At 71.8% G+C, this 23,135-nt stretch carries 27 protein-coding genes; 13 read left to right on the top strand and 14 right to left on the bottom strand.

Annotated elements, in window-relative coordinates:
• Positions 1 to 21 precede the first annotated feature (21 nt).
• Complete coding sequence (locus M4J07_RS30710; RefSeq protein WP_255977026.1) at positions 22 to 1,224, top strand: Gfo/Idh/MocA family protein; 1,203 nt, start codon at positions 22 to 24, stop codon at positions 1,222 to 1,224.
• Positions 1,225 to 1,397: 173 nt separating this feature from the next.
• Positions 1,398 to 2,240, top strand: coding sequence for a prephenate dehydratase (locus tag M4J07_RS30705; protein ID WP_255977037.1), 843 nt, complete (start codon positions 1,398 to 1,400; stop codon positions 2,238 to 2,240).
• A gap of 23 nt (positions 2,241 to 2,263) precedes the next feature.
• Here the strand turns inward: M4J07_RS30705 and M4J07_RS30700 are convergent, their stop codons facing one another.
• Complete coding sequence (locus M4J07_RS30700) at positions 2,264 to 2,752, bottom strand: TetR/AcrR family transcriptional regulator (RefSeq protein ID WP_255977035.1); 489 nt, start codon at positions 2,750 to 2,752, stop codon at positions 2,264 to 2,266.
• Between the two features lie 292 nt (positions 2,753 to 3,044).
• Here M4J07_RS30700 and M4J07_RS30695 point away from each other — a divergent pair, with 292 nt between their 5' ends.
• From M4J07_RS30695 to M4J07_RS30685, 3 genes are all read left to right on the top strand, one after another.
• Positions 3,045 to 4,487 carry an aldehyde dehydrogenase gene (locus M4J07_RS30695; RefSeq protein WP_255977025.1) on the top strand — a complete coding sequence of 481 codons (1,443 nt, stop codon included), beginning with the start codon at positions 3,045 to 3,047 and terminating at the stop codon, positions 4,485 to 4,487.
• Between the two features lie 214 nt (positions 4,488 to 4,701).
• Positions 4,702 to 5,916 carry an MFS transporter gene (locus tag M4J07_RS30690; RefSeq protein ID WP_255977024.1) on the top strand — a complete coding sequence of 405 codons (1,215 nt, stop codon included), beginning with the start codon at positions 4,702 to 4,704 and terminating at the stop codon, positions 5,914 to 5,916.
• Between the two features lie 105 nt (positions 5,917 to 6,021).
• Entirely contained in the window at positions 6,022 to 6,756 is a 735-nt protein-coding gene (locus M4J07_RS30685) for a D-Ala-D-Ala carboxypeptidase family metallohydrolase (protein ID WP_255977023.1), read from the top strand.
• Between the two features lie 9 nt (positions 6,757 to 6,765).
• On the opposite strand, the gene M4J07_RS30680 is transcribed toward M4J07_RS30685, so the two are convergent.
• The 7 genes from M4J07_RS30680 to M4J07_RS30650 all read right to left on the bottom strand — a co-directional run bounded on the left by M4J07_RS30680 (position 6,766) and on the right by M4J07_RS30650 (position 13,383).
• Positions 6,766 to 7,179, bottom strand: a complete 414-nt coding sequence (locus tag M4J07_RS30680) for a DUF3592 domain-containing protein (protein WP_255977022.1) — start codon at positions 7,177 to 7,179, stop codon at positions 6,766 to 6,768.
• Positions 7,180 to 7,296: 117 nt separating this feature from the next.
• Positions 7,297 to 8,268, bottom strand: coding sequence for a fumarylacetoacetate hydrolase family protein (locus tag M4J07_RS30675; protein ID WP_255977021.1), 972 nt, complete (start codon positions 8,266 to 8,268; stop codon positions 7,297 to 7,299).
• 46 nt (positions 8,269 to 8,314) lie between these two features.
• A complete protein-coding gene (locus M4J07_RS30670) occupies positions 8,315 to 9,250 on the bottom strand; it encodes a VOC family protein (protein WP_255977020.1) in 936 nt (311 codons plus the stop codon).
• Between the two features lie 4 nt (positions 9,251 to 9,254).
• On the bottom strand, positions 9,255 to 10,259 hold the full coding sequence (locus M4J07_RS30665) for an amidohydrolase family protein (RefSeq protein WP_255977019.1): 1,005 nt from the start codon (positions 10,257 to 10,259) through the stop codon (positions 9,255 to 9,257).
• Complete coding sequence (locus M4J07_RS30660; protein ID WP_255977018.1) at positions 10,256 to 11,392, bottom strand: FAD-dependent oxidoreductase; 1,137 nt, start codon at positions 11,390 to 11,392, stop codon at positions 10,256 to 10,258. The genes M4J07_RS30665 and M4J07_RS30660 overlap by 4 nt, the downstream gene beginning before the upstream one ends.
• Before the next feature lie 36 nt (positions 11,393 to 11,428).
• Positions 11,429 to 12,391, bottom strand: a complete 963-nt coding sequence (locus M4J07_RS30655) for a cyclase family protein (RefSeq protein WP_255977017.1) — start codon at positions 12,389 to 12,391, stop codon at positions 11,429 to 11,431.
• Positions 12,388 to 13,383 (bottom strand): fumarylacetoacetate hydrolase family protein, encoded by a 996-nt coding sequence (locus tag M4J07_RS30650; RefSeq protein ID WP_255977016.1) that lies wholly within the window; start codon positions 13,381 to 13,383, stop codon positions 12,388 to 12,390. The genes M4J07_RS30655 and M4J07_RS30650 overlap by 4 nt, the downstream gene beginning before the upstream one ends.
• A 132-nt stretch (positions 13,384 to 13,515) precedes the next feature.
• Between M4J07_RS30650 and M4J07_RS30645 the strand changes: the two genes are divergently transcribed.
• A complete protein-coding gene (locus M4J07_RS30645; RefSeq protein ID WP_255977015.1) occupies positions 13,516 to 14,445 on the top strand; it encodes a LysR family transcriptional regulator in 930 nt (309 codons plus the stop codon).
• A gap of 22 nt (positions 14,446 to 14,467) precedes the next feature.
• Here the strand turns inward: M4J07_RS30645 and M4J07_RS30640 are convergent, their stop codons facing one another.
• Together M4J07_RS30640 and M4J07_RS30635 are read right to left on the bottom strand one after the other, a co-directional pair.
• Positions 14,468 to 14,866, bottom strand: coding sequence for a hypothetical protein (locus M4J07_RS30640; protein WP_255977012.1), 399 nt, complete (start codon positions 14,864 to 14,866; stop codon positions 14,468 to 14,470).
• On the bottom strand, positions 14,863 to 15,687 hold the full coding sequence (locus M4J07_RS30635) for a phosphotransferase (RefSeq protein ID WP_255977010.1): 825 nt from the start codon (positions 15,685 to 15,687) through the stop codon (positions 14,863 to 14,865). The genes M4J07_RS30640 and M4J07_RS30635 overlap by 4 nt, the downstream gene beginning before the upstream one ends.
• A 117-nt stretch (positions 15,688 to 15,804) precedes the next feature.
• On the opposite strand from M4J07_RS30635, the gene M4J07_RS30630 reads away from it, so the two are divergent.
• Complete coding sequence (locus M4J07_RS30630; protein WP_255977008.1) at positions 15,805 to 16,425, top strand: LysE family translocator; 621 nt, start codon at positions 15,805 to 15,807, stop codon at positions 16,423 to 16,425.
• On the opposite strand, the gene M4J07_RS30625 is transcribed toward M4J07_RS30630, so the two are convergent.
• The gene (locus M4J07_RS30625; RefSeq protein ID WP_255977006.1) at positions 16,426 to 17,181 is read right to left on the bottom strand and encodes a hypothetical protein; all 756 of its coding nucleotides are present in this window, start codon (positions 17,179 to 17,181) and stop codon (positions 16,426 to 16,428) included. It abuts the gene before it with no gap.
• A gap of 251 nt (positions 17,182 to 17,432) precedes the next feature.
• Between M4J07_RS30625 and M4J07_RS30620 the strand changes: the two genes are divergently transcribed.
• On the top strand, positions 17,433 to 18,176 hold the full coding sequence (locus tag M4J07_RS30620) for a VOC family protein (protein WP_255977004.1): 744 nt from the start codon (positions 17,433 to 17,435) through the stop codon (positions 18,174 to 18,176).
• A gap of 82 nt (positions 18,177 to 18,258) precedes the next feature.
• Here M4J07_RS30620 and M4J07_RS30615 read toward each other — a convergent pair whose 3' ends face one another.
• Positions 18,259 to 19,779: a ricin-type beta-trefoil lectin domain protein gene (locus M4J07_RS30615; RefSeq protein ID WP_255977002.1), complete on the bottom strand. Its 1,521-nt coding sequence runs from the start codon at positions 19,777 to 19,779 to the stop codon at positions 18,259 to 18,261.
• Positions 19,780 to 19,973: 194 nt separating this feature from the next.
• On the opposite strand from M4J07_RS30615, the gene M4J07_RS30610 reads away from it, so the two are divergent.
• The 3 genes from M4J07_RS30610 (at position 19,974) to M4J07_RS30600 (ending at position 21,327) form a co-directional block, all read left to right on the top strand.
• Positions 19,974 to 20,414 (top strand): DUF6325 family protein, encoded by a 441-nt coding sequence (locus M4J07_RS30610; protein WP_255977000.1) that lies wholly within the window; start codon positions 19,974 to 19,976, stop codon positions 20,412 to 20,414.
• A 28-nt stretch (positions 20,415 to 20,442) separates the two neighbouring features.
• Positions 20,443 to 20,772 carry an SHOCT domain-containing protein gene (locus tag M4J07_RS30605; RefSeq protein WP_255976998.1) on the top strand — a complete coding sequence of 110 codons (330 nt, stop codon included), beginning with the start codon at positions 20,443 to 20,445 and terminating at the stop codon, positions 20,770 to 20,772.
• A 399-nt stretch (positions 20,773 to 21,171) separates the two neighbouring features.
• Complete coding sequence (locus M4J07_RS30600; protein WP_255976997.1) at positions 21,172 to 21,327, top strand: hypothetical protein; 156 nt, start codon at positions 21,172 to 21,174, stop codon at positions 21,325 to 21,327.
• Positions 21,328 to 21,331: 4 nt separating this feature from the next.
• Here M4J07_RS30600 and M4J07_RS30595 read toward each other — a convergent pair whose 3' ends face one another.
• Positions 21,332 to 21,916: a TIGR03086 family metal-binding protein gene (locus M4J07_RS30595; protein WP_255976995.1), complete on the bottom strand. Its 585-nt coding sequence runs from the start codon at positions 21,914 to 21,916 to the stop codon at positions 21,332 to 21,334.
• A gap of 56 nt (positions 21,917 to 21,972) precedes the next feature.
• Here M4J07_RS30595 and M4J07_RS30590 point away from each other — a divergent pair, with 56 nt between their 5' ends.
• Both M4J07_RS30590 and M4J07_RS30585 read left to right on the top strand, forming a co-directional pair.
• On the top strand, positions 21,973 to 22,152 hold the full coding sequence (locus M4J07_RS30590; RefSeq protein ID WP_255976993.1) for a hypothetical protein: 180 nt from the start codon (positions 21,973 to 21,975) through the stop codon (positions 22,150 to 22,152).
• A gap of 45 nt (positions 22,153 to 22,197) precedes the next feature.
• Entirely contained in the window at positions 22,198 to 22,551 is a 354-nt protein-coding gene (locus M4J07_RS30585; protein WP_255976991.1) for a hypothetical protein, read from the top strand.
• 110 nt (positions 22,552 to 22,661) lie between these two features.
• On the opposite strand, the gene M4J07_RS30580 is transcribed toward M4J07_RS30585, so the two are convergent.
• Positions 22,662 to 22,832 (bottom strand): hypothetical protein, encoded by a 171-nt coding sequence (locus tag M4J07_RS30580; protein WP_255976989.1) that lies wholly within the window; start codon positions 22,830 to 22,832, stop codon positions 22,662 to 22,664.
• Positions 22,833 to 23,135: the final 303 nt, after the last annotated feature.

Here is a 23,135-nt window from a genome sequence, read left to right as displayed (position 1 = left end):
CCCAGCGAAAGGCATCCGCACATGACGTTCACCCTCGGGATCGTCGGCGCCGGACAGTTCTCCGGAAGCTTCGCCAAGCTGTTCCTCGCCCACCCCGGAGTCGACGCCGTCCACGTCACCGACCTGCTGCCCGAGCGTGCCGAGCAACTGGCCGCGAAGGAAGGACTCGCGGGAACCTTCCCCTCGTACGAGGCGATGCTGGAGTCCCCCGACATCGACGCCGTCGCGATCTTCACGCAGCGCTGGACGCACGGCCCGCTGGTCCTGCAGGGCCTCGACGCGGGCAAGCACGTGTACTCGGCGGTGCCGATGGCCGTCACCCGGGACGAGATCGCGGCGATCATCGACGCGGTCCGCAGGACCGGTCTGACGTACATGATGGGCGAGACCAGCGAGTACAACCCGGCGACCGTGCACGCCCGCAACCAGATCGCCGACGGCGCCTTCGGGCGGCTGTTCTACGCCGAGGGCGACTACGTCCACGACATGGACCTCGGGTTCTACGAGGCGTACCAGTACAGCGGCGGGGAGCGGTGGAAGGAGACCGCCAGCTATCCGCCGCTGCTCTACCCGACGCACGCGGTGGGCGGGGTGCTCGGCGCGTGGCGGACGCACGCGGTGAGCGTGTCCGCGATCGGGGTGAAGGACGAGCGCGGGGACGGCGTCTTCGACACCGAGGTCAGCCAGTTCGGCAACGACATCTCCAACGCCACCGCCCTGTTCGAGGTGGCCGGCGGCGGGTCGTTCCGTACGAACGAGTTCCGGCGGGTCGGCTATCCCTCGCACATCAGGGAGTCCAGGTTCCGGTTCTTCGGCACGGACGCCAGCATGGAGCAGCTCGCCACGGTCAGCTTCTGGCAGGACAAGAAGGGCGTGCAGGACATCACCGAACTGCTGGAGCCGAAGCCGTCCCTGAGCCCAGACGATCCTTCGCTGGAGAAGATCGCGCCGGCGCTGCGGGCCGCGTTCACCTCGGGTTCGGCGCCCGTGCACGACCGGGCGCGGCTGCCGCGGGTCTTCGACCACATGCCGAACGGGCACGAGGGCAGCCACCACTTCCTGGTGGACGACTTCGTCACCGCGGTGAACACCCGGACCCTGCCGTCCGTGAACGCCTGGGTGGCCGCGCGCTACACCCTGCCGGGCATCGTCGCCCACGACTCCGCCCGGCAGGGCGGCGCGCGCCTGGAGATCCCGGACTTCGGGGACGCCCCGGAGGCCTGACCCACCGGACGCCGTCGCGTCGCCCGTGCCGGGCGGGGCGACGGCGTCCGGGCCCCCTGGTGAACCGGAGGAAGGCGCGAGCACCGATACTTCAGGGGGTGCGGTACGCGGGTGAGTGGCTGCCGCCCCACGACAGCCTCCTGCGGCAGCACCTCCTGGAAGGGCACGACACGGTGACGACGACGGTCACGTATCAGGGCGAACCCGGCTCCAACTCGGCGACCGTGGCGCACGCCCTGTTTCCCGGCTGTGCCGAACTGCCCTGCACCGGTTTCGAGCAGGCCCTGGACGCCGTGACGCTCGGTGCGGCCGACGTCGCGGTGATCCCGGTGGACAACTCCGCGGCCGGGCGGGTGGCGGACGTGCACCACCTGCTGCCGGAGTCGGGCCTCTTCATCGTCGACGAGTACTTCCACGCCATCCGCTTCGACCTGATGGGCGTGCCCGGCGCGACCCTGGACCAGGTGGAGTGCGTCCGCAGTCACGTGCACGCCCTCGGCCAGTGCCGCAAGGTGCTGCGGGAGCACGGCTGGCGCAGCCTCGTCAGCGACGACACCGCCGGGGCGGCGCGCGAGGTGGCCGAGCTGGGCGACCCGCGGCACGCGGCGTTCGCCCCGCCCGCCGCGGCCGCCCTGCACGGTCTTGAGGTGCTGCGGGCCGGTGTCGAGGACGACCCGGACAACACCACGCGGTTCGTCGTCCTCTCTCGTACCGCGGGCCCGGCGCCGGACCCGGGGGAGCCGACGATGACGAGTGTGTTCTTCTGCGTCCGCAACATCCCCAGCGCGCTGTACAAGGCGCTCGGCGGCTTCGCCAGCGGCGGCGTGAACCTCACCAAGATCGAGAGCTACCAGATCGGCGCCGGCCTGAACGCCAGCCGCTTCTACGTCGAGTTCGAGGGGCACCCCGAGGAGAAGCGCGTCGCGCTCGCCCTGGACGAGCTGCGGTTCTTCTCCACCGAGGTGCGCATCCTCGGCGTCTTCCCCGCGCATGCGCACCGGACGAACACCGTCTGACCCAGCGGTTCCGGGGTGGGGTGTCAGGCCGCCCCGATGCCGTGCAGCAGCGTGTCCACGACGACGTCCGCGGCCTGACCTGCACTGAGGTCGGGCAGCTGCTCGGTCACCAGCCGCATGACCTGCGGCAGGAGCGCGCTCGCCCATCCCTGCGGCAGGCCGCGGCGCAGCAGTCCTTCCTCGGTGGCGCGGTCGAGGAACGCGTCGACCTCGCGGATCGACGCGTCCCGGCGTGCGTGGACGCTCTCGTCGGCGAGCATCCGGCCGAGGTCGACGGGCCAGGTGCGGTTCACCACGATGATGTTCTCGACGTAGCGGTGCAGGGCCACCGCCACGGGCGCCTCGCGCAGCCGCGCGTCCGCGATGGCCTGCTCGATGGCGGTCAGCCGGGCTTCGTAGATTGCGGCGAGGAGCTCCTCGCGGGAGGCGAAGCGCCGGTAGACGGTGCGCCGGTCCACTCCCGCCTCGGCCGCGATGTTCGCGACGCTCGCGCCGGGATCGGCGGCGAGCATACGGGCCCCGGTGCTCAGGACGGCTTCCAGATTGCGTGCTGCGTCGGCTCTCACCTCATCGAGTCTAGCGATGAGGTGAGGAGCATGAGACGTCTACCGCCCCCGTGACGGGGAGCTGGAGCATTCAACCGCCACACCACGGTGGCATTCGATCCGACCCCCTCGCCCGTGTCCAGCGGTCACCATGATGGGCCACCCGTGCGCGTCCATGTGAAGTTCTCTCATTCAAGTGCTACAGTGACGTGACAGTTAATGAAGCATCGGTACCGCGACACAGGAAGAGAGAAAGCGCATGATCACCTATGACCGGCTTTTCATCGGGGGATCCTGGGTCCGGCCGAGCGCCCCGGAGCTGCTCGACATCACCTCTCCGCACGACCGTTCCGTGATCGGCCGCGCCGCGCAGGCGCAGCCCGCGGACGTCGACCGTGCGGTGGCCGCGGCCCGCTCGTCCTTCGAGGCGGGGGAGTGGCGCCTGACCGAGCCCGCCGAGCGCATCGCCTTCCTGCGCCGGTTCAACGAACTGCGCGAGGCCAACGCCGAGGCGATCGCCCACCTCATCTCGCTGGAGAACGGCTCGGCCGGCTGGTTCACCCGCGCCGGCCAGCCCGGCCTGACCCGGCAGGCGAACGCCTATCTGAAGGCGGCCGAGGAATTCGGCTGGGAGGAGACCCTCACCCCCTCGGACCCCGCGTCCCCGACCCGCAGCGTGGTGCGCCGCGAGGCGGTCGGCGTCGTGGCCGCGGTGATCCCCTGGAACTCGCCGTTCTCCTCGGCCACTTCGAAGATCATCCCAGCGCTGCTCGCCGGCAACTCCGTGGTCCTCAAGGTGTCCCCGGAGAACTCGCTGAGCATGGGTTTCCTGGCCGGACTCCTCGAACAGGTCGGCCTGCCCGAGGGCGTGATCAGCGTCCTGCCGGCCGACCGGGAGACCAGTGAGCACCTGGTGTCGCACCCGGACGTCGACAAGGTCGCCTTCACCGGCTCGACGCGCGCCGGGCGCCGCATCGCCTCGATCGCCGGCGAGCAGCTCAAGCGGGTCAGCCTGGAGCTGGGCGGCAAGTCGGCGACCGTCATCCTGCCCGACGCCGACCTGGCCAAGGCTGTCGCGGGCGTGAAGTTCGGCTCGCTGCTCAACAACGGCGAGTCCTGTATCGCCCAGACCCGCATCCTCGCCCCGCGCGAGCGGTACGAGGAGGTCGTCGCCGCATTGAAGGAGCTGGTCGAGTCGCTGAAGGTGGGCGCCCCCGACGACCCCGACACCTTCATCGGCCCGATGATCCGCCCCGACCAGCAGCAGCGCGTCCGCGACTACATCGCGCTCGGCATCGAGGAAGGCGCCCGCCTGGTCACCGGCGGACCGCAGATCCCCGAGGGGCTGGAGAAGGGCAACTATGTGACGCCGACCGTCTTCGCCGACGTGGACAACTCCATGCGGATCGCCCAGGAGGAGATCTTCGGCCCGGTCCTGGTCGTCATCGCCTACGAGGACGAGGACGACGCCGTCCGCATCGCCAACGACAGCGAGTACGGCCTGTCCGGCGGCGTCTGGTCCCGCGACGAGGCGCACGCCCTGGCCGTCGCCCGCCGCATCCGCACCGGAACCGTCACCGTCAACGGGGCCTCCGTCGCCTTCGACGGCCCGTTCGGCGGCTTCAAGGCCAGCGGCATCGGCCGCGAGTACGGCGCGGTCGGGCTCGGCACCTACACCGAGTACAAGACCATCACCGTCTGACCGCCGGCATGACGTAGATCACGAAGACGGGCCGCCCGATCCGGAATGCGGGGAAGGGCGCGGCGGCTTGCACCCCTTGTGGGCTTGCCCTGTTCGGGGGGTGCGTGGGGCAATGGCGCTCGGCGTGAGGCCGCGGGGGTGAAGACGTTCCCGGGCCCGGTCTTCCGCGTTCGCCCGTCCCGGGACCGCTGTCTTCGAAAGGTTTCCCCGCACCATGCCGCTGGCCCTGCTGGCCCTGGCCGTTGTCGCGTTCGGCATCGGCACCACCGAGTTCGCCACGATGGGGCTGCTGCCCCAGATCGCTGACGGCGTCGGCGTGTCCGTGCCCCACGCGGGCAACCTCGTCTCGGCGTACGCCCTCGGCGTCGTCGTCGGCGCCCCCGTCCTCACCGGCATCTGCGCACGCGTGCCGCACAAGCGACTGCTGCTGCTCCTGACCGCCCTGTTCGTCGTGGGCAACTCCGCGTCCGCGCTCGCCCCCGACTTCGGCACCCTCTTCGCCGCCCGCTTCGTGGCGGGCCTGCCCCACGGCGCCCTGTTCGGCGTCGGCGCCGTCGTCGCCTCCCGGCTCGTCGCCCCCGACCGGGCGGCCCGCGCGGTGTCGAAGATGTTCCTCGGACTCACCGTCGCCAACATCGTCGGGGTGCCGGCCGGGACGGCGCTCGGCCAGCAGCTCGGCTGGCGCTCCGCCTACTGGGCGGTCGCCGTCATCGGGCTCCTCGCCCTCGCCGCCCTGGCCCTGTTCGTTCCCCACCAGCCGCGCGGCGCCCAGTCCGGGATCCGGCACGAGCTGCGGGCGATGGGCAACAAGCAGGTCGTCCTCGGCCTCGCCACCGCCGTCGTCGGATTCGGCGGCTTCTTCGCCGTCTACAGCTACCTGGTCCCGATGCTGACCCACCTCACGGGGTTCTCGGACTCGTCGACCACCCTGGTTCTCGCGCTGTACGGCGTCGGCATGACGCTCGGCACGCTGATCGCGGGCCCGCTCACCGACCGCGCCCTGCGGCCCACCCTCTACTGGGGGCTCGCGCTGCTCGCCGCGGCGCTGGTGACGTTCTACTTCACCGTCCACAGCACGGTGCCCGCGCTCCTGACCATCACCTTCATCGGCGCGATGGGTTCGCTCATCACGACGCCCGTGCAGATGCTGCTCATGGCCAAGGCGAAGAACGCGCCCACGATGGCCGCGGCGTCGAACCACTCTGCGTTCAACCTGGCCAACGCGGGCGGTGCCTGGATCGGCGGCCTGGTCATCTCGGCGGGCTGGGGCTGGGCCTCGCCCAACCTGGCGGGCGCCGTCCTCGCCCTGGCCGGTCTCGCCCTCGCCGTCGTGAGCGGCCTGATCGACCGCGGCGGCGAACGCTCGGAGGTGTCCGCGTCGCACGCGCTGTCGGCGACCGAGGCCGCACCGAGCGACGCGGCGCACTGAGATCGTCAAGTCGCCCTGTCGCGGGCCCTATTGACGCGCGTAGCGGAGCCGGGCAGATTCGTTCTCGCCCGGCTCCGTTCCGCATCTTCCGCCTCAGGAGGCACTGTGCTCAGACGGCCCCTTCGCGCCTTGCTTTCTCTTGTCATGCTCGCCTCATTCGTGGTGTTGGGAGGCGCGGTCACCGCGGGCACCGCCCACGCCGACGACTGCTACACCTGGAACCGGGCGCTCAGTCAGGGCGCCAGCGGTGAGGACGTCCGCCAACTGCAGATCCGGGTCGCCGGCTACCCCGGCTACGGAGGCGTCCTCGCGGTGGACGGGGAGTTCGGCCCCGCCACCAAGGCCGCGGTCACCCGCTTCCAGCAGGCCTACGGCCTGTCCGCGGACGGGGTCGCCGGTACCCAGACCTTCACCAAGCTCTACGCCCTCCAGGACGGCGACTGCACCCCGGCCCACTTCACCTACGCCGAGATGAACCGCTGCAACTCCGACTGGTCCGGCGGCGCCGTGTCCGCGGCCGCCGCGAAGGCGAACGCGCTGCAGCAGATGTGGAAGCTGGAGGCCCTGCGGCACGCCCTCGGCGACCGCGCGCTGACCACCAGCAGCGGCTTCCGCTCCACGGCCTGCAACAACGCGGTCGGCGGCGCCGCGAACAGCAACCATCTCTACGGCCGCGGCATCGACCTCGTCGGCTCACCGTCGTTCTGCGAGATCGCCAAGCAGGCCAGGAACCACGGGTTCAACGAGATCCTGGGGCCCGGCTATCCCGGCCACAGCGATCACGCCCACCTCGGCAGCCAGAGCTCGCGCTACTGGTCGGCATCCTCCTGCGGCATCTGACGGCGCACGTCAGTCGACGGCGGCGAGACAGCCCGCCAGTGCGGCGTACAGGACGGTCACCGTCAGGAACCCGATGATGTCGCGCCGGCCGAACCCCGGGGACCCGACACGGTCCGCGAGCACGGCGACCGTGAGGTCCTCGGGGTCGTGCACGATCCGTACCCGGTCGCCGACCTGAGGGATGTGCTCACCGGTCTCGACGATCACCTCGTACTCCCCGCGCTCGACCGACGGGGGACGGAACGCGCACCGGATCCGCAGCGGGCGGTTCTCGTCCACGGCATTGAGGTGCCCGCGGCACACCGCGGTGACGCGGCGCCCGTGGCGGCGCAGCCGGCGCTCGCGCCGGGACTGCGGCACCAGGGTCAGCACCAGACCGGCGCCGCACGCGAAGTACCAGACGCACAGGACGATCAGGGCCATGCCGCCTCCGGTCCGCCCGGCCCCCCCGTGGGGTGAGGCCCGCCCGAATTCGGACGGGTCGCACCCATCGTGACGCCGATGCCGTCGGCTGTCAGCTCTGCGCGGGGCGCGGACCGCTCACGGCCGCTCCCGGGAGCGGCGGCGCCCGACCGGCAGGGGAACCGGGTCCGCGCCGGCGACCACGGTGTTGGAGAGCGTGCCGATCCCCTCGACGGTGAGTGTGACCGTGTCGCCGGGCTTCAGCGGCGGGGGGCTCTGCTCGCCGCGCAGCCCCCACAGTTCCGCGAGGCAGCCGCCGTTGCCGCAGGTGCCGGAGCCGAGCACGTCGCCGGGGCGGACCACGGTGCCGCGGGAGGCGTAGGCGGCCATCTCCTCGAACGTCCAGCTCATGTTGGACAGCAGGTCCCTGCCGATCACCGCGCCGTTGACCTCGGCGGTCAGCGCGAGGCGCAGGAACCCGTCGGCGTCCCGGTGGGGCTCCAGTTCGTCGGCGGTGACGAGATACGGGCCGAGCGTGCCGGCGGTGTCCTTGCCCTTGCAGGGGCCGAGGCCCACCGTCATCTCGGCGGACTGGAGATCGCGCGCGGACCAGTCGTTGAAGACGGTGTAGCCGACGATGTGGTCGCGGGCCTGCTCGGGCGTGAGGTCGCGTCCCTCGCGGCCGATGACGGCGGCCACCTCCAACTCGAAGTCCAGAACGGCGGATCCCGGTGGCATCGGGACGTCGTCGCCGGGGCCGTGGACGGCGTGCGGATTGGTGAAGTAGAAGGTCGGTGCCGCGTACCACTGCTCGGGCACGCCGTCGGCGCCGTCGACGGAGCGGCGTACGCCCTCCACGTGCTCCTCGAAGGTCACGAAGTCCCGTACGGACGCCGGCCGCAGCGGTGGGAGCAGCCGGACCTGCGAGACGTGCGGCCCGGGCGCCGCCTCCAGGGCCTCGCCGCCCGCCCGGAGCAGGCCCGCCGACCCGCCGCCGGAGGCGAGGAGTTCGGTGAGCGAGCGCACTCCGGCGACGGGGTGGAGGGTGCCGTCCGTCCCGACGACAGCGAGGTGACTCTGGTGCTGGTGCACATAGGCGGCGAAGCGCACGGCGGTTTCTCCTGGCGCGGGGAAGGGGCGGTGGTCGGGGGCGGGATCAGACCGGCGGGGCCACGAACACGCCCCGGTCCGGATCGTTGAACGACTCCTTGGCGACGAACTCGTTCATCGCGTTCGCCGTCCCCCACTGGTCGGTGACCTCGGGCCGGGAGAAGTCGTAGACGTGCGGATGCCAGGTGTCCTCGTCCAGCAGCTCCAACTCCGTCGTGTACTCCACGGTGTTGCCGTGCGGATCCAGGAAGTACGTGAAGGTGTTGTCACCCGCCAGGTGCCGGCCGGGCCCCCAGATCTTCTGGAACCCGGCCCGCATGACCCGGCCCGATCCGCGCATGTACTCGTCGAGGCCGCGCATCTCGAACGACACGTGGTGCAGGGCGGTGTGCGGACCCTGCGCGATCGCCATGGAGTGGTGCCGGCTGGAGATCCGCATGAAGTGCATGACCTCGCCCATGTGCGGCGAACTGAGCGTGTCGGAGAGCGCGAAGCCCAGATGGCGCTCGTACCACTGCCTGGTCCGGTTCAGATCGGGCGAGTTGAGGACGACGTGGGACAGCTTGACCGGGACGGCCTCCTTCTCCTCGATCCTGCGGTGCCGGCGGACCGCGACGTCGGCGGAGACCTCGACGGTGCGCCCGTCGATGTCGAAGAACCGGAAGCCGTAGCCGCCGCCCGGTGTGTCGACCTTCCCCGGCCGCGAGATCAACTGCACGTCACCGGAGAGGAGTTGCTCGGCGAGCGCGTCCACGTCGGCCGGGGTGGCGGCCCCGTAGGAGACGAGGTCGAGCCGCTTCTCGGCAGCCTTGCGCAGGCGCACGACGTACTGCTCGGGGCTGCCCTCGGCGGCCAGGAAGGAGATGCCCGAATCCTCGGCGACCTTGGTGAGGCCCCAGACGCCGGAGTAGAAGTCGAGCTGCTTGTCGTAGTCGGGCACGGCGAGGTCGACGTGCCGCAGATGGGTGAGCAGGCGGGGCATGGTGTCAGTCCTTCCGGAGGAGGGCGGCCGCGTTGCCGCCCCGTACGGCGTGGAAGTCGGCGTCCGGCAGCCGGGCGGCGCGCAGCGCGCCCACCGGGTCACCGGCACCCATGTCGAACGGGAAGTCGGAACCGAGCAGCACCCGGTCCGCGCCCGCCACGCGCACCAACTCCCGCAGGACGTACGGGTCGTGGACCAGGGAGTCGAAGTGGATCCGCCGGAGGTAGCTGCTGGGCGGGGCGGCGCAGCCGGTCCTGGCGTCGGGGCGGACGGCCCAGGCGTGGTCGGAGCGGCCGATGTGGGTGGGCAGATAGCCGCCGCCGTGCGCCGCGATCAGGGTGAGTGCGGGGTGGCGGTCGAGGACGCCGGAGAAGATCAGGTGCGAGAGGGCGACGGCGTTCTCGGCGGGCTGGCCGACGGTGTTGGACAGGTACCACCGGCCGAGCCGCTCGTCGAGCGTGCAGCCGAAGGGGTGCAGGAAGACGATCGCCCCCGTGCTCGCGGCGCGGGACCACAAGGGTTCGTAGGCCGGATCGGACAGGTCCCGGTCCGGCGCGTGGCTGGAGATCTCGACTCCGGCCAGCCCCTGTTCCAGGGCGTGGTCGAGGGCCCGCACGGCCTGGCCGGGGTGCTGGAGCGGCACGAGGCCGAGGCCGCGCAGCCGGTCGGGTGCCGCCGAACAGTGCGCGGCCGTCGCCTCGTTGGCGAGCCGGTACACCTTCTCGGCCGTCGTCCCGTCCGCCCAGTAGTGGTAGTGCGAGGGGGACGGGCTGACCAGCTGGACGTCCACGCCCTGGGCGTCCATCGCGGTGAGCCGGGCCCGCACGTCGGTCAGCAGGCCGATCCGCTCGCCGATCATGGGGTCGTTCACCTGGAGTGCGGCGGGGCCGTTGCGGCGGGCGTCCAGGGCGCGTGCCTCGGCGTGGCCGGGCAGGCCCTCGACGAGGGCGTCGACCTCGGGCAGCAGGACGTGCGCGTGCACGTCGACGGTGGGCGGTGATGTCGTCACGGCAGCTCCCGCAGCAGGGCCATCGTGCGGCCCATCAGGCCCGGGACGTCGGCGTCGCGCACCCCGTCGAGCTGCCACTGCCCGATCTGCACCGACGCCTCGACGACGGGCCGGACGCGGGCGATCCGACGCTCGTAGTACGTCAGGAACAGGGCGTCGTCCCAGGTGTCGCCGGCGGTCAGCAGCTGGGCGAGGACCCAGGCGTCCTCCAGGGACAGTGCGGCGCCCTGGGCGAGGGTGGGCGGGCAGCAGTGCACGGCGTCGCCGACGAGCACGACCCGGCCGCGGTGCCACGAGCCCTCCACCAACAGGCGGTCGAACCAGGTGTAGTTGACCTTCTCCGGGTCCGTGATGTGTGCCGTGATCTCGGGCCAGAACCCTCCGTAGTGCCGCGCGAGGCCGCGCATCTCGTCGGCGTACGAGGCGGGCGGTATGGACGCACGGTCGCGGCGGGCCTCGACGACGTACGCATAGAGGGTGTCCTCGCCGGTGGGGCAGTAGCCGGCGATGTAGGCGGGGCCGCCGTAGGCGAGGTCGGTGCGGGTGACACCGGCCGGGCGGGGCGCGGCGATGCGCCAGATGGCCATGCCGGTCGGCTCGGGCCGGTCCGTGATGCCGATCGACGCGCGGGTGGCGGAGGCGAGTCCGTCGGCGCCGATCACCAGGTCGTAGCGGCGCGCGTCGCCGTCGCTGAAGCGGACGGTGACCCCGGGCTCGTCGGCGGACTGGTCGAGGGAGGTGGCGCGGACGCCCAGGCGGACGGCAGCGCCGCTCGCCCGCACGGCGTCGATGAGGATGCGCTGGAGCGCGGGGCGCTGCATGCCGACGGTGGCCGGCAGGTCGTCGCCACCGGTGCGCAGGTCGTCGGCGACGTGCAGGACGGTGCCGTCAGGCGTGGTGATGCCGACCGAGCCGAAGCCGAGGCCGGACTTCTCCACCTGGTCCCAGACGCCGAGTTCGCGCAGGACGCGCAGGGCGTTGCCCTGCAGCGTGATGCCGGAGCCGGCGGCCGCGTTCCAGTCGTCCTTCGCCTCGATCAGGTCGACGGCGATCCCGGCGCGACGCAGCAGGATCGTCGCCGCGCTGCCGGCCGCGCCGCCACCGATGACGAGGACCGATCGGGATGTGCTCATGAGGGGAACTCCCTTGCTCCGCAGGATGGTTGCGGACTATTTGACCGCGACGGGGTTGACGGGTGAACCGACGGCCCCGGTGATGGGCAGCGGGGCGGCGGTGAGCCAGAAGTCGTACGTGCCGTCGTCGGCGCAGTCGGCGGCCAGCGCGTCCAGGTCCCACATCTCGCCGATGAGCAGACCGATGTGCGGGATGGCGACCTGGTGCAGCGGCTGGAAGGCATGCTCGAACTCGTTCGGCCGGACCTCGAACCCCCACGTGTCGGTGGCGATCGCGGCGATCTCCGTGCGGTGCAGCCAGCCTGCGGTGGTGAAGGAGAGTCCGGGGGCCGGGCCGCCCGCGTACTCGCCCCAGCCCTCGCGGCGGGCGCGGGCGAGGCGTCCGGTGCGCACCAGCACGAGGTCCCCGCGGCCGACGGACACGCCGTGCGCCGCCGCGGCGGCGGCCAGATGGTCCGCGGTGACGGCGAAGCCGTCGGGGAGTTCGCCGTCGGCGCCGACGACACGGCCCACGTCGAGGAGGACTCCGCGCCCGGCGACGTGCGGGGCCATGTGCTCGATGCCGGTGACCAGGTCGCCGTCGGAGGTGACGGTGGCCGCGGCGGCCCGGCCGTTCCACGCCCTGCCGTGGTCGAAGATGTGGCCGAGGCCGTCCCACTGGGTGGAGCACTGCAGCGGCATGGCGATCACGTCGTCGGCGCCGCCGAGCCCGTGCGGGAAACCCTGCAGACCGAGCGCCGCGTCGGTGCCGGTGTCGAGCATCGTGTGGACGGGGTTGGTGCGCCGCCGCCAGCCCTGCTGTGGGCCGTCCATGTCGAACCGCTGCGACAGCGAGAAGCTGACGCCCCGGCGGACGAGCGCCGCTCCCTCGCGGCGCTTGGCGGCGTCGAGGAAGTTGAGCGTGCCGATCCGGTCGTCGTCGCCCCAACGGCCCCAGTTCGAGCAGGACTTGGCGGCCTCGGCGATCGCGCCCGCCGGATCGTCCCGGTCCGGGATCACGACGCCGCCTCCGCCACGCAGTGAGTGCGCTGTGCGCCGAGCCCGGTGATGGCGGCGTCCATCACGTCGCCGTCGCGCAGCAGCCGCCCCCAGTGCAGGCCGTTTCCGGCGGGGGAGCCGGTCAGCACCAGGTCGCCGGGCAGGAGGCGGACGGTCTGCGAGACGTGGGACACCATCCGGGCCACGTCGAAGATCATGTCCTTGGTGGACTCGTCCTGCATGGTCTCGCCGTTGAGCCGGAGGACCAGACGCAGGTCGCCGGGATCGGTGACCGACTCGGCGGGCACGATCCACGGGCCGAGCGGCGTGAAGCCGGGGGCGTTCTTGCTGCGCAGCCAGTCCGTGCCGATCTGCGGCATGTCCCGGCGGAAGACGGTCGCCCGGTCGGTGAGGTCGTTGGCGATGGTGTACCCGGCGACGTGCTCCAGGGCTTCGCCGACCGGCACCCGGTAGGCGGGCCGGCCGATGACGGCCGCCAACTCCAGCTCCCAGTCGGGCTGTTCGGCCCAGGCGGGCAGGGCGACGTCGTCGTACGGGCCGGTGACCGCGCTCGGCAGGCCGATGAAGACGTACGGAAGGTCCTCCGCGGCCCGTCGGTCCATGATGTCCGCGGCCTCCGCCCGCCGCTCCGCCTCGGGGCGGTCGTCACCGGGTGCGCGATGGGCGACGTGCAGGTCGATGACGTGCCGGCGGTAGTTCGCGCCGGACTGGAACACCTGGCGCGGTTCGACCGGGGCGTGCACCCGGAAGTCGGCCAACGGCCTGCGCTCCACACCGCTGTCACCCGCCAGCGACCGCAGTCGCGGCAGCACCCCGGCCCAGTCCTCCAACAGCAGACGGACCGTCAACTGTGGTGCGTCCAGGGCGATCCGCAGATCGACGACGCGTGCGTCCGGGGTGACGAGAGCCGGCAGGGGCGGCCCGTCCGGAGGCGAGAGGGTCGCGAGCGCGAAAGGGCCGGCGAACAGGGTGGGCACGGGGTCAGGTTTCACGGACGAGTCCTCCTGGTTGCGGTGCGACTAATCTGGACCCGCACTCGGTGATCAGGGAAATCGATTGTGTGGATGACAGGCATCCATCGGACGAATGAACCCTGGTCGGCGTCGAACGGCAGGGGAAAGCCCATGAATCTGGCCCGTCTGGACCTCAACCTCGTCGTCGCCCTGCGCGCCCTCCTCGAGGAGCGCAACGTCACGCGCGCCGGACAGCGCGTCGGGCTGAGCCAGCCCGCCATGAGCGCGGCCCTGTCCCGGCTCCGCCGCCACTTCGACGACGATCTGCTGGCCCGCGTCGGCGGCCACTACGAGCTGACCGCGCTCGGACAGGTCCTGCTCGACCGCACCTCGACCGCGTACGACGTCCTGGAACGCCTCTTCGCCAGCCAGGCCGACTTCGACCCGGCCCGGGAGAGCCGTGAGTTCACGCTGGTGGCGTCCGACTACGCCGTCTCCGTCTTCGGCGCCCGCCTCGCCCGCGTCGTGCACGAGGAGGCCCCCGGCATCCGCCTGCGCTTCGCCCAGACCCCGCCCACCGCCGTCGACGACACCGCCACACTGCTCAGCGCGGTCGACGGTCTGCTCATGCCGCACGGCATCATCAGCGGCTTCCCCGCCACCGACCTCTACGACGACCGCTGGGTCTTCCTCGTCGCCGACGACCACCCGGGCGTCGCGGACCGGCTCACCCGCGAGGACCTGGCCCGCCTGCCCTGGGTCACCTACCAGCGCACCTACGACGCCCCGGCCGTCCGCCAGCTCGGCATGCTCGGCATCGAACCGCACGTCGAGGTCTCCGTCGACAGCTTCCAGCTGCTGCCGCTCCTGGTGGCCGGCACCCGGCGCATCGCCCTGATCCAGGCGCGGCTCGCCCGACTGCTGACGCCGGTCGCCGCCGTCCGCGTCCTGGAGCCGCCCTACGAGGCGGTGACCTTGCAGGAGGCCCTGTGGTGGCACCCCGTGCACACGCACGACGCCGCCCACATCTGGCTGCGCGAGACGGCGGCCCGCGTCGGCGGGCAGGTGGCAGAGACCCGTGAGGGCGCTGTCGTGGGGTGACGCGCCGAGGAACGCGTCCGCCTCAGGCGGCGGCGGTGGACGGGCCGCGGCGCCTGGCCAGCGCGCGCCTGACATGAACCGTCGTGGTCACGAGGGTCGCGACCAGGGAGCCCGCGACGACGACCGCCAGCACGGCGAGGGTGGGGTTCACCCAGGCCGGCACGAGGTCGTAGTCGGCGTTGCACCTGTTGTGCAGGGGAAAGGCCTGCGAGGTCTCGCGCCAGTGCTCGGACCGGTAGTCCTGGTCGTACTCCTGACCTGCCTGGAGCGCGCAGGTCTCCGCCACGTCCAGACCGCCGGAGAAGGCGCCCCAGAACCAGATCGGGGCCAGGAGGAGGACCGCCAGTGCCGTCGAGCCGAACCAGAAGCCCGGGTTCCACCACAGCCGCGTCCGGCCGCCGACCCCGCTCGTCGCCCTCACCGCTGCGCGCGGATCTGACCGAGCCACTCCGCCCCCAGCCGGAGCCCGTCGGGGAACTCGTCGTCCCGGTCCCAGCGCCACGCGGTGATCATCGCCAGCATGAGGGTCCTGCAGGCGCGCAGCACGTCGTGGTCGACCCCCGGGTAGTGATCGGCGACCTCCGCGGGGGCGTGGGCGAGGTCGAACTCGACGGGCCCGCGGCAGCACGTCTCCAGGTCGACGAAGAGCAGTCCCTGCGGCGTGGCGAGGAGGTTGCCCGGATGCGGCTCGCCGTGCAACAGCTGCTCGGAGCCACCGTGTTCGCCGAGTTCCGTACGGAGATCGCGCAGTGTCCCGCCGAGCAGGTCCCGGTCGGCGTCGGCGAGCGCGGGAGTGAGGTCGTGGTGCGCCACGAGGTGCTGCGCCTCGGCGACGCGGTCGGTGAAGTGCGGGCTGGGGATGCCGACATCGCGCATCGCGGCGTGCAGCCGTGCGAGCGCGTGCGCATAGTCGGCCGGTGGGATCCGCTCACTGGGCGTGGACTCGTAGTAGGTCCAGAACGTCACCGTGAAGCCGTCGCGCTCGTGGACGCGCGGCTCGACGCGGGGGTCGAGCGCGGCCACCGGGCCCCCGGCGGCGGCGAGTTGCCGACCGAGGTCGACCTCGAACTGTGCGACCTGGTGCTCCTTCGGCGCGACCCTGGCGAGGACGTCACAGGGCAGCAGACGCAGGGTGAGCTTGTTCGAGTTGTGGAGGACGATCGCGTCGTCGGCCACCAGACCGAGCGAAGCAGCGATGGACCTGGCCGTGTGCACCGCACGCGAGACCTCTGACGCCTGCATCGTCCCCGGCCCCTCTCCCTGGACGTCACCGCACGTTCCGGGCGGTGCAACCGGCGGACCATACCAAGGTGTCGGTACCGGACACGCTTGATTTACCGGCGGTGCGAGACTGGACGCATGCTCGTTCAGATCCTCGCCGCCACCGGTGTGCTCGCCGTACTGACCATGGTTCCCGGCCCTGACATGGCCGTGGTGACGAAGCGCGCCCTCGCGTCCGGCCGGCGCGACGGTCTGCGCACGGTCGGCGGCATCACGACGGGCCTGCTCGTCTGGGGCGTGCTGACGGTGGCCGGCCTCGCGGCCGTCCTCGCCGCGTCGGCCACGGCGTACACGATCGTCAAGCTCGCCGGCGCCCTCTACCTCGCGTACCTGGGCGTCCAGGCGCTGCTCCAGAGCCGCCGCGGTGCCACATCGCACCCCGCCCCGGACGCCCCGTCGCCGTCCGGCAACCCATGGCGCACCGGCCTGGTCAGCAACGTCTTCAACCCGAAGATCGCCGTCTTCTACACGGGCCTCCTGCCCACGCTCGCGCCGTCCGGCGTCTCCCCGCACCTGGGCATGAGCGTGCTGGTCCTCGTCCACGCGACGCTGACCCTCGTCTGGCTCGGCGCCTACGTCCTGGTGCTGTCCAAGGCCCGCACCGTCTTCGAGAAGCCTGCCGTGCGCCGCGCGATGGACCGCGCCACGGGAGTCGTCCTGATCGGCTTCGGCGTCAAGGTCGCCACATCCCAGCCCTGATCACACGGCGGGCGGCATGACGGGTCGGTTGGCGGCCGCGTACTCGTCGGCGATGGTGAACACGCTGGCACAGCGGGGGCATTCGGCCCGGCCGAAGAGGTGGGCGATGCCGTCGGCCAGGGTTCCTTGCCCGTCGCGGACGACCGTCTCGTGCATCCGCCGGCCGGTGCCGGTGAGTTCCCCGGGGGACGCCGGGCGCAGGCCGCGGCGGTCCACGTCGCCCAGGTGCCAGTCCCGGATCGCCGCATAGCGCCCGTGGTTCCCGATCGCGATGGTGACGTCCACGGCGCAGTGCGGACAGGCCACCTCGTAGAAGTCGTCCGTGAAGTCCCCGAGGACCGCACTCCAGTGGTACTCCGCGTCGGCCGCGAGCAGTTCGAGGAACGCCGTGAGGTAGTCGGCGGGCCGCGACCGCAGGTGCCGGTCCAGCAGGGCACGGAACTCCTTGATCGCGTCGGTGCAGTCCGCCAGCAGGGCGTCGCAGCCGTGGTGTCCTGCCGCGCGGCGCAGGATCGTCCCGGCCAGTTCGCGCGCCCGCGCGCTGTCCGCGGCGAGCCGCACCAGGCGCGGCAGAGCGGCGAAACCGGCGGGGAAGACGAGGTCGCCCTCGAGGACCAGCCGATAGCCCAGCTTGTCCCACGCCTCGGCGTCGTCGCCGCGCTCCACCCGGTCCAGAAGCGCGGGGACGCGATCGACATCCCCGTAGCAGTCGGGCAGCTGCGTCCAGTTCACCGCTGGGGCAGGAGAACGCTTCACGGCCGAACCCTACGCCGCAGTCGAGGGGAACAGTCGCTCCACCGCCGCCACGATCGCGGCTCGTCTCGCCGTCAGGAACGCTGCGCGTCGTCCCCATCCCGGGCTCGCGCAGCGCCGACCGCGTCGCACAGAACGTGGCCGCGGCCGACTTCGCACTGACCGCGGACGACCTGGCCCGCGTCGCGGCGATCGCTCCCCGGGGCGGCGTCGGCGGTCGCACGAGCTGACCGGACCGACCGTAGGATCGCGCCATGGCAGTGCGACCCGTGATGGTGAACGTCAAGGCCCTCGACCATGCGGCGGTCGGCCGGTTCTGGGCACAGGCGCTCGGCTGGAGTGCCTACAGCCCGGGGGCGACGACCTATGTCGGCCCCCCTGGCGGTCTCGTCTGGCCCGATCCGGTCGCCGTGGGGATCGACGTCGTCCCCGTGCCGGAGCCCAGGGCGGCGGTGAAGAACCGCGTGCACCTCGATCTCGCCTCCACCTCCGCCGCCCACCAGGCGGAGCTCGTCGCGCGGCTGCGGGCCCTCGGGGCGACGCCCGTCGACGTGGGGCAGGGCGATGTGCCGTGGACGGTCCTCGCCGACCCCGAGGGGAACGAGTTCTGTGTGCTGGAGCCCAGGGAGGTCTACCGGGACACGGGGCCCGTCGCCGCCGTGGTGGTGGACTGCGCCCATCCGCGGGCCATGGCCCGGTTCTGGGGCGAGGCGCTGGACTGGACCCTGCGCGAAGTGACCGACGACAGCGCGGTGTTCCGCTCCGCCAAGGGCGTCGGCCCGTACCTGGAGTTCATCCGCACCGGCGATGCGAAGACCGTGCCGGACCGGGTCCATCTCGATCTGCTGCCGGGCCCCGGTGACGATCTGTCAGCCGAAGTCGCCCGGCTGCGGACGCTCGGCGCCACCGACCTCGACGTCGGCCAGGGCGATGTCCCGTGGACCTGCCTGACCGACCCGGAGGGGCACGAATTCTGCGTACTCGCCCCGCCGAGCTGACGTCCGACAGGGGAGGCCCCCGGGCCGTCGCGCAGGGCGGTCCGGGGGCCTCGTCCCACCGGTTTCGGTTACGGGCGGTGGTTCACGCGAAGCGTTGTGCGGCCGAGCCGTTGCACGCCTGGAGCGCCACGGCCTTGTTCGCGACCGGCTGCGTCAGGCAGAGGCCGTTCGCGGTGGCCGGGCGGATCGTGCCGTCCGAGGGCATCGTCCACTTCTGGTTGGCGCCGCCGTGGCAGTTCCACAGGATGGCGGCGGTCGGGGCGGCGATGTCACGTGAGTCCAGGCACCGGTCGTGGGACAGGCCGACGTGGAGGGACTGGTACGTGGGGTCGTACCACCAGGTCTGGTTGCGGCCCCCGTGGCAGGTCCAGCCCACGACGGCCGTGTAGTTGCGGGACGAGCCGCCGTCCGCGTCCAGGCACTGGCCGGTGGCCTCGTTCTTGAGCGGCGCGAACTTGTCGTCCCACGCCCCCGGGTAGAGCCTGGGGGTGTTCGTGGAGGCGGGGTCGGCGCACGACGCCTCGCGCAGACCGGAGTCGTAGAACTGCTTGAAGCACGCGGCGAACGCGCCATGGCCCGCGGCGTTGGGGTGGTAGGACTGCCGGACCGAGTTCTCGTCCGGCGGGAACGAGCCGTCGTAGAAGAAGCCGCGGGCCCAGGTGGAGTCCGTGCACACCTCGTGCCCGTGGAACAGTCGGGAGGCGTCGAGGTAGTCGGCGCCGGACAGTTGGGCGGCCTTGCGGATGCCGCGCTCGAAGGTGGGCACGGCCACGTTCCGGCCCCAGGCCGCGTCCGAGTCGTAGCCGAGGCAGCCGCCGGGGAGCTTTCCGGGGAAGTTCGGGTTGTCCTGCATGTCGGGGCTGATCGGGGACGGGTAGCTCATCAGGACGAGTTTGTAGGCGTCGTCCGCGTACCCGGCGTCGCGCATGACCTTCTTGAGGTCGGTCACGGTGGCCGACACCTTCGGCACGATGCCGTCCACCCGCGCCTGCCAGCCCGGCGCGTACGTCGGCTCGCAGGTGCCCTGGGAGAGCACCCAGCGCTTCACGCAGTCGGTCATCACCGGACCGAACTGGACGTCGTCATTGGCGCCGACGACCACGACCACCATCTTGACGCGGGTGTTGCGGGCCTTGACGGCGAGGTTGTCGCTCTGCACGAGCTGATCGGCGTACTGCTTGGCACCGCCGATCTTGACGTGGTACGTGGCCGCGCCGGAGCACGAGACGTTCGTGGGCACGTCGGCCGGGATGCCGGTGCGGTAGATCGCGGCGTCCTTGGAGCGGTGGCACCAGTTCGTCGGGCCGTCGGTGCCCGGCCAGTACGAGCCCGCGCCCTCGCCGGAGATCTCCGAGTCGCCGATGGACACGAGCGAGGTCTTGCGCTCGGCCATCGGCCGCTCCGCCGGGCTGCCGTACAGCGTGGTGGCCTCGGCGGCGCGGATCTGCTCGAGCTCCGCGGGCAGGGGAGTGGAGGCCGCGGCGCCGCGGGTGGCGGCCGTACGCGGGGCACTCACGGAGGGTGCGCCGAGCGCGCCGAGGGACAGGGCCGCTGCGGCGACGGTGACGGTACAGGTTCTCAGCCATGGTCTGGGGTGGGGCATGAAACCTCCCGGAGTCGGTGTTACCTCCGGTAATTACAGGGGCCGCCCTTCGATGGGTAGATGCGAACATGACAATTGTTCAACTTCCCGGATCTGGTGAGCGGATGTGCCCGTCCTCGCGTCTCGCGCAATGAGTAATTGTCCTACTATGCTCGCTATTGCCCGTTTGGTATGTCAGGGAAGGTGGCCCGCTCGTGCCCAGTGGCCTGAAAGTCGACACCCTCGGACCGGTCGACGTCGCCGTCGTCGCCTTCGAAGGCAGCCGCTTCAACGGCGACGTCGCGCCCGCGCTGCGCGAACTGCAGAAGGACGGCACCGTACGCATCCTCGACCTGAGCTTCATGCACAAGGCCGAGGACGGTTCCGTCGACATCGTCGAACTGGCCGACGAGGAAGTGGCGGAGGCGTTCGGGCAGGTCGCCGACGTGCAGTTCGACCTGCTCAGCGACGAGGACCTGCGGGCCGTCGCGGAGAACCTCCCGCCGGCGTCCTCGGCGTTCGTCGTGGCCTGGGAGAACACCTGGGCGGCGCGTCTCGCGACCGCGGTGCGGGAGTCCAGCGGTGAGCTGCTGCTCCTGGAACGCATCCCGCGGGACGCCGTCGTCGAGGCCGTCACCGCGCTCGACGCCGAGTGACGACGAGTCAACGAGAGGGAGGATCGGAATGCCCCAGCGATTCGGACGGCCCGGCCTTTTGGGCACCATCGCGCGTACCGCGGTGATCTCCGGTACCGCATCGGCCGTCTCCAACCGCGTCAACCGCGGCATGGCCGAGCGCGACATGCGCCGGCAGAGCGACGCGCAGGCCCAGCAGCAGGCGTGGATGGACCAGGGCGCGGCGCAGGCACAGGCGGCCCCGCCGCCGCCCGCGGCCGCTCCCGCACCGGCCACGGACCGGGTCGGTCAGCTCACCGCACTGGCCGACCTGAAGGCCCAAGGGCTGCTGACGGACGAGGAGTTCACCGCCGAGAAGGCGCGGATCCTCGGCTCCTGAGCTTCATGTTCATGTGAAGCGATGCGGGCGGGGTGAGGCGGAGTGAAGCGGGCTGAGGCGGGATGAGGCAGGGCGGAGCCGGTGCTCGCCGCGCACGAACGCGGCGGGCACCGGCTCCGCTCACGTCGTGTGCTCGTGCTCTTTCGGGGGTGGGCACGGCGAGTCTGCCGGGCTCGGCCGGGTCGGTGCGGAAACGTTTATGCGGCAAGGGAGCTGCCGCCGGGGGCCCGCTGGGCTCGGGTCCCCGGTGACAGGTGTGCCCGTCGTGCCGGGCGTGACCTGGCGCTGGGGCAGGTTCCGGACAACGTTCCGGCTTCGGCGGTTCGCGGCCGAATCCGGAATCGATACTCGCCTGTACGAGCCGACGCGTGGGTGGTCGGCCGGCCAACGGGGATGAACATGAACACGAGTGAGGAGCAGCGGCCGCAGCCGCTGCTCGCCTACCGCAGGTATCTGGACCACGTGATGGGCTGTGACGTGTGCACGGGGCCCGAGCGGCTCTGCCCGCTGGGCAGAGCGCTGCACCGGGCCTACCGGGAGAACCTGGACGACTGAGGCGTCAGGCTGCCGGTGCCCAGTTCGGGTCGCGTCCGGTGAAGGCCAGCAGTCGTTCGGCCGCGCCTGCCCGGGCGGACGTGGGCACCGCGGGGGCGTACTTGCCGAACGAGTCGCGGACGAAGTCCACGAGGTTGCCCGCGATCTCCTCCAGGCCTTCGGCGAGGTCGTCCGTGAGCGGCAGGTCCTGGCCGGTGGCCCGGGCGATGTCCCACGCGTGCAGGCCCGCGTCGAGCGCGGCGGCCGCGGCGCCGAGGTGGGCGGGCATCGGCCCCATCGGCGTGGGCACGCTGTCGGCGTCCTGCCCGGACGCCCAGGCGGCGGCCGCGTCGCGCAGCACGAGCTCCAACTCGCCCACCGGGTCGGCGGACACGGCGTCCGCCGGTTCGAACGGGTCCTGCGCCGGTTGGACACCGGTGATCTGCATGATGAGACCCTGCTGGTCCAGACGCGCGTGGTTGAGGACCTGCCGCACCGTCCACTCGCTGCACGGCGTGGCGTTGCCCCACCCGTCCTGCGGGATTCCGCGTACAGCCGCGAGCAGGTAGTCGTGAGCCTGTTTGAGCGCTGCGAATCCGTCGGCCGCCATCTGAGCCCCCATCTCTTCCGGTCCGGTGAAAAGCCATCGCCATGCTAGATCCGGTCATGAGGCGCGGGTGGATCTTCGGCGAAGCCGCGGAACCCGGCCCGGCGGCTCCGGCGTTCGCCCCGGCCGACGTGGAACGCGTCGCCGCCGGGCAGCGCCGAGTCCGGCCCTCGCTGCTGTGGCCTTCTGGTCTCGCGGCCGCAGCCCACGACGAACGGCACGGGTCGGCGCAGGGGTGAGCCGGTCCGGCTTGCCGCTCGGGGCGGTGAGGGGATCATGGATGGATGCTGACCGTGCTCGTTGTGGCGTCGCTCGTCAGGGTGCCGGCCCTGATCGCCCGGATCGAGGAGCTCCCCGACGTCAGCGTGCTGTCGCACACCCACGACAGCCGGCTCGCCCTGGCCCGGGCGCGGCTGCTGATGCCCGACGTGCTGGTCGTCGACCTCAGTGCCATGTTCACGCCGGACGCGCCCACGGTTCTCGACCAGGCCCGCAGACTGCAGCCGTCCTGCACGGTCGTCGTGCACGCGGACGAGGCCGTGATCGGTGTCATCGGCCCGGCGGGCGACGTGGTCCCGGCGGCGTCGGGCCGGGCGAGCGGTCTGGCCGAGGTCCTTGCCGGGCTCGCGCAGCCTTGATCCGCACGGTGCCCCTGGTGGGGACCGTACGGGGGTACGGCCCGGTCAGCCGTCGTGCGTCGCCGCACGCGGGCCGGGGGCCGTGGGCAAGGGGCCAGGAGTCGGCCGGCTCACTGGCGTTTCCATATCCGGGTGTGCTCGCGTCTGAGCTCGCAGTTCTCGTCGAGGAGTATCTGGTTCTCCTCGATCAACGTACGGGCCGTCCGCTGCAGTTCGAGGGCGAGGTCGCGCGACGCCGTCCACCGGTCCCGGAACTTGCTGCGCCGCGCTTTCACCGCCATACGGCACGGGTTCCCGAAAACAGAGCTTCCATGTGCGGGCGAGCTGTGCCGTGCGGTCAGTGGCGCTTCCTTCGGCGCTGCGCCGCGGAAGGAGTGAGGGTGCGCAGACGGTCGCGTACCGGGGTGAGGCTGGTCACCGCGGTGTTCCTCGTCATCGGCCCGGCGGGCCTCCGTCGCCGGGCCCTCGCCACCGCCCGGGGCCTGTGCACTCGCGAGTGACGGTCTACGATCAACGCTGCCGTGCGACGCCGCCCGGCCAAATCCGCTGACAGTCGGGGGACTTGGGACTGTGGACGACCTGGA

This window comes from Streptomyces longispororuber (genome assembly GCF_024448165.1).
In the GTDB taxonomy this organism is placed as follows: Bacteria; Actinomycetota; Actinomycetes; order Streptomycetales; family Streptomycetaceae; genus Streptomyces; species Streptomyces longispororuber_A.
Note: the sequence above shows the minus strand (reverse complement) of the source record. Positions and strands in the feature narration are given on the sequence as shown.

Excerpts from the sequence above, each read along its gene's own strand:
- M4J07_RS30620 (WP_255977004.1), top strand. The coding sequence starts at position 17,433 with ATGGCAGTGCGACCCGTGATGGTGAACGTCAAGGCCCTCGACCATGCG.
- M4J07_RS30645 (WP_255977015.1), top strand. The coding sequence starts at position 13,516 with ATGAATCTGGCCCGTCTGGACCTCAACCTCGTCGTCGCCCTGCGCGCC.
- M4J07_RS30580 (WP_255976989.1), bottom strand. The coding sequence starts at position 22,832 with ATGGCGGTGAAAGCGCGGCGCAGCAAGTTCCGGGACCGGTGGACGGCG.
- M4J07_RS30630 (WP_255977008.1), top strand. The coding sequence starts at position 15,805 with ATGCTCGTTCAGATCCTCGCCGCCACCGGTGTGCTCGCCGTACTGACC.
- M4J07_RS30695 (WP_255977025.1), top strand. The coding sequence starts at position 3,045 with ATGATCACCTATGACCGGCTTTTCATCGGGGGATCCTGGGTCCGGCCG.
- M4J07_RS30595 (WP_255976995.1), bottom strand. The coding sequence starts at position 21,916 with ATGGCGGCCGACGGATTCGCAGCGCTCAAACAGGCTCACGACTACCTG.
- M4J07_RS30605 (WP_255976998.1), top strand. The coding sequence starts at position 20,443 with ATGCCCCAGCGATTCGGACGGCCCGGCCTTTTGGGCACCATCGCGCGT.
- M4J07_RS30590 (WP_255976993.1), top strand. The coding sequence starts at position 21,973 with ATGAGGCGCGGGTGGATCTTCGGCGAAGCCGCGGAACCCGGCCCGGCG.
- M4J07_RS30690 (WP_255977024.1), top strand. The coding sequence starts at position 4,702 with ATGCCGCTGGCCCTGCTGGCCCTGGCCGTTGTCGCGTTCGGCATCGGC.
- M4J07_RS30615 (WP_255977002.1), bottom strand. The coding sequence starts at position 19,779 with ATGCCCCACCCCAGACCATGGCTGAGAACCTGTACCGTCACCGTCGCC.
- M4J07_RS30680 (WP_255977022.1), bottom strand. The coding sequence starts at position 7,179 with ATGGCCCTGATCGTCCTGTGCGTCTGGTACTTCGCGTGCGGCGCCGGT.
- M4J07_RS30635 (WP_255977010.1), bottom strand. The coding sequence starts at position 15,687 with ATGCAGGCGTCAGAGGTCTCGCGTGCGGTGCACACGGCCAGGTCCATC.
- M4J07_RS30585 (WP_255976991.1), top strand. The coding sequence starts at position 22,198 with ATGCTGACCGTGCTCGTTGTGGCGTCGCTCGTCAGGGTGCCGGCCCTG.
- M4J07_RS30700 (WP_255977035.1), bottom strand. The coding sequence starts at position 2,752 with ATGCTCGCCGCCGATCCCGGCGCGAGCGTCGCGAACATCGCGGCCGAG.
- M4J07_RS30670 (WP_255977020.1), bottom strand. The coding sequence starts at position 9,250 with ATGCCCCGCCTGCTCACCCATCTGCGGCACGTCGACCTCGCCGTGCCC.
- M4J07_RS30660 (WP_255977018.1), bottom strand. The coding sequence starts at position 11,392 with ATGAGCACATCCCGATCGGTCCTCGTCATCGGTGGCGGCGCGGCCGGC.
- M4J07_RS30600 (WP_255976997.1), top strand. The coding sequence starts at position 21,172 with ATGAACACGAGTGAGGAGCAGCGGCCGCAGCCGCTGCTCGCCTACCGC.
- M4J07_RS30710 (WP_255977026.1), top strand. The coding sequence starts at position 22 with ATGACGTTCACCCTCGGGATCGTCGGCGCCGGACAGTTCTCCGGAAGC.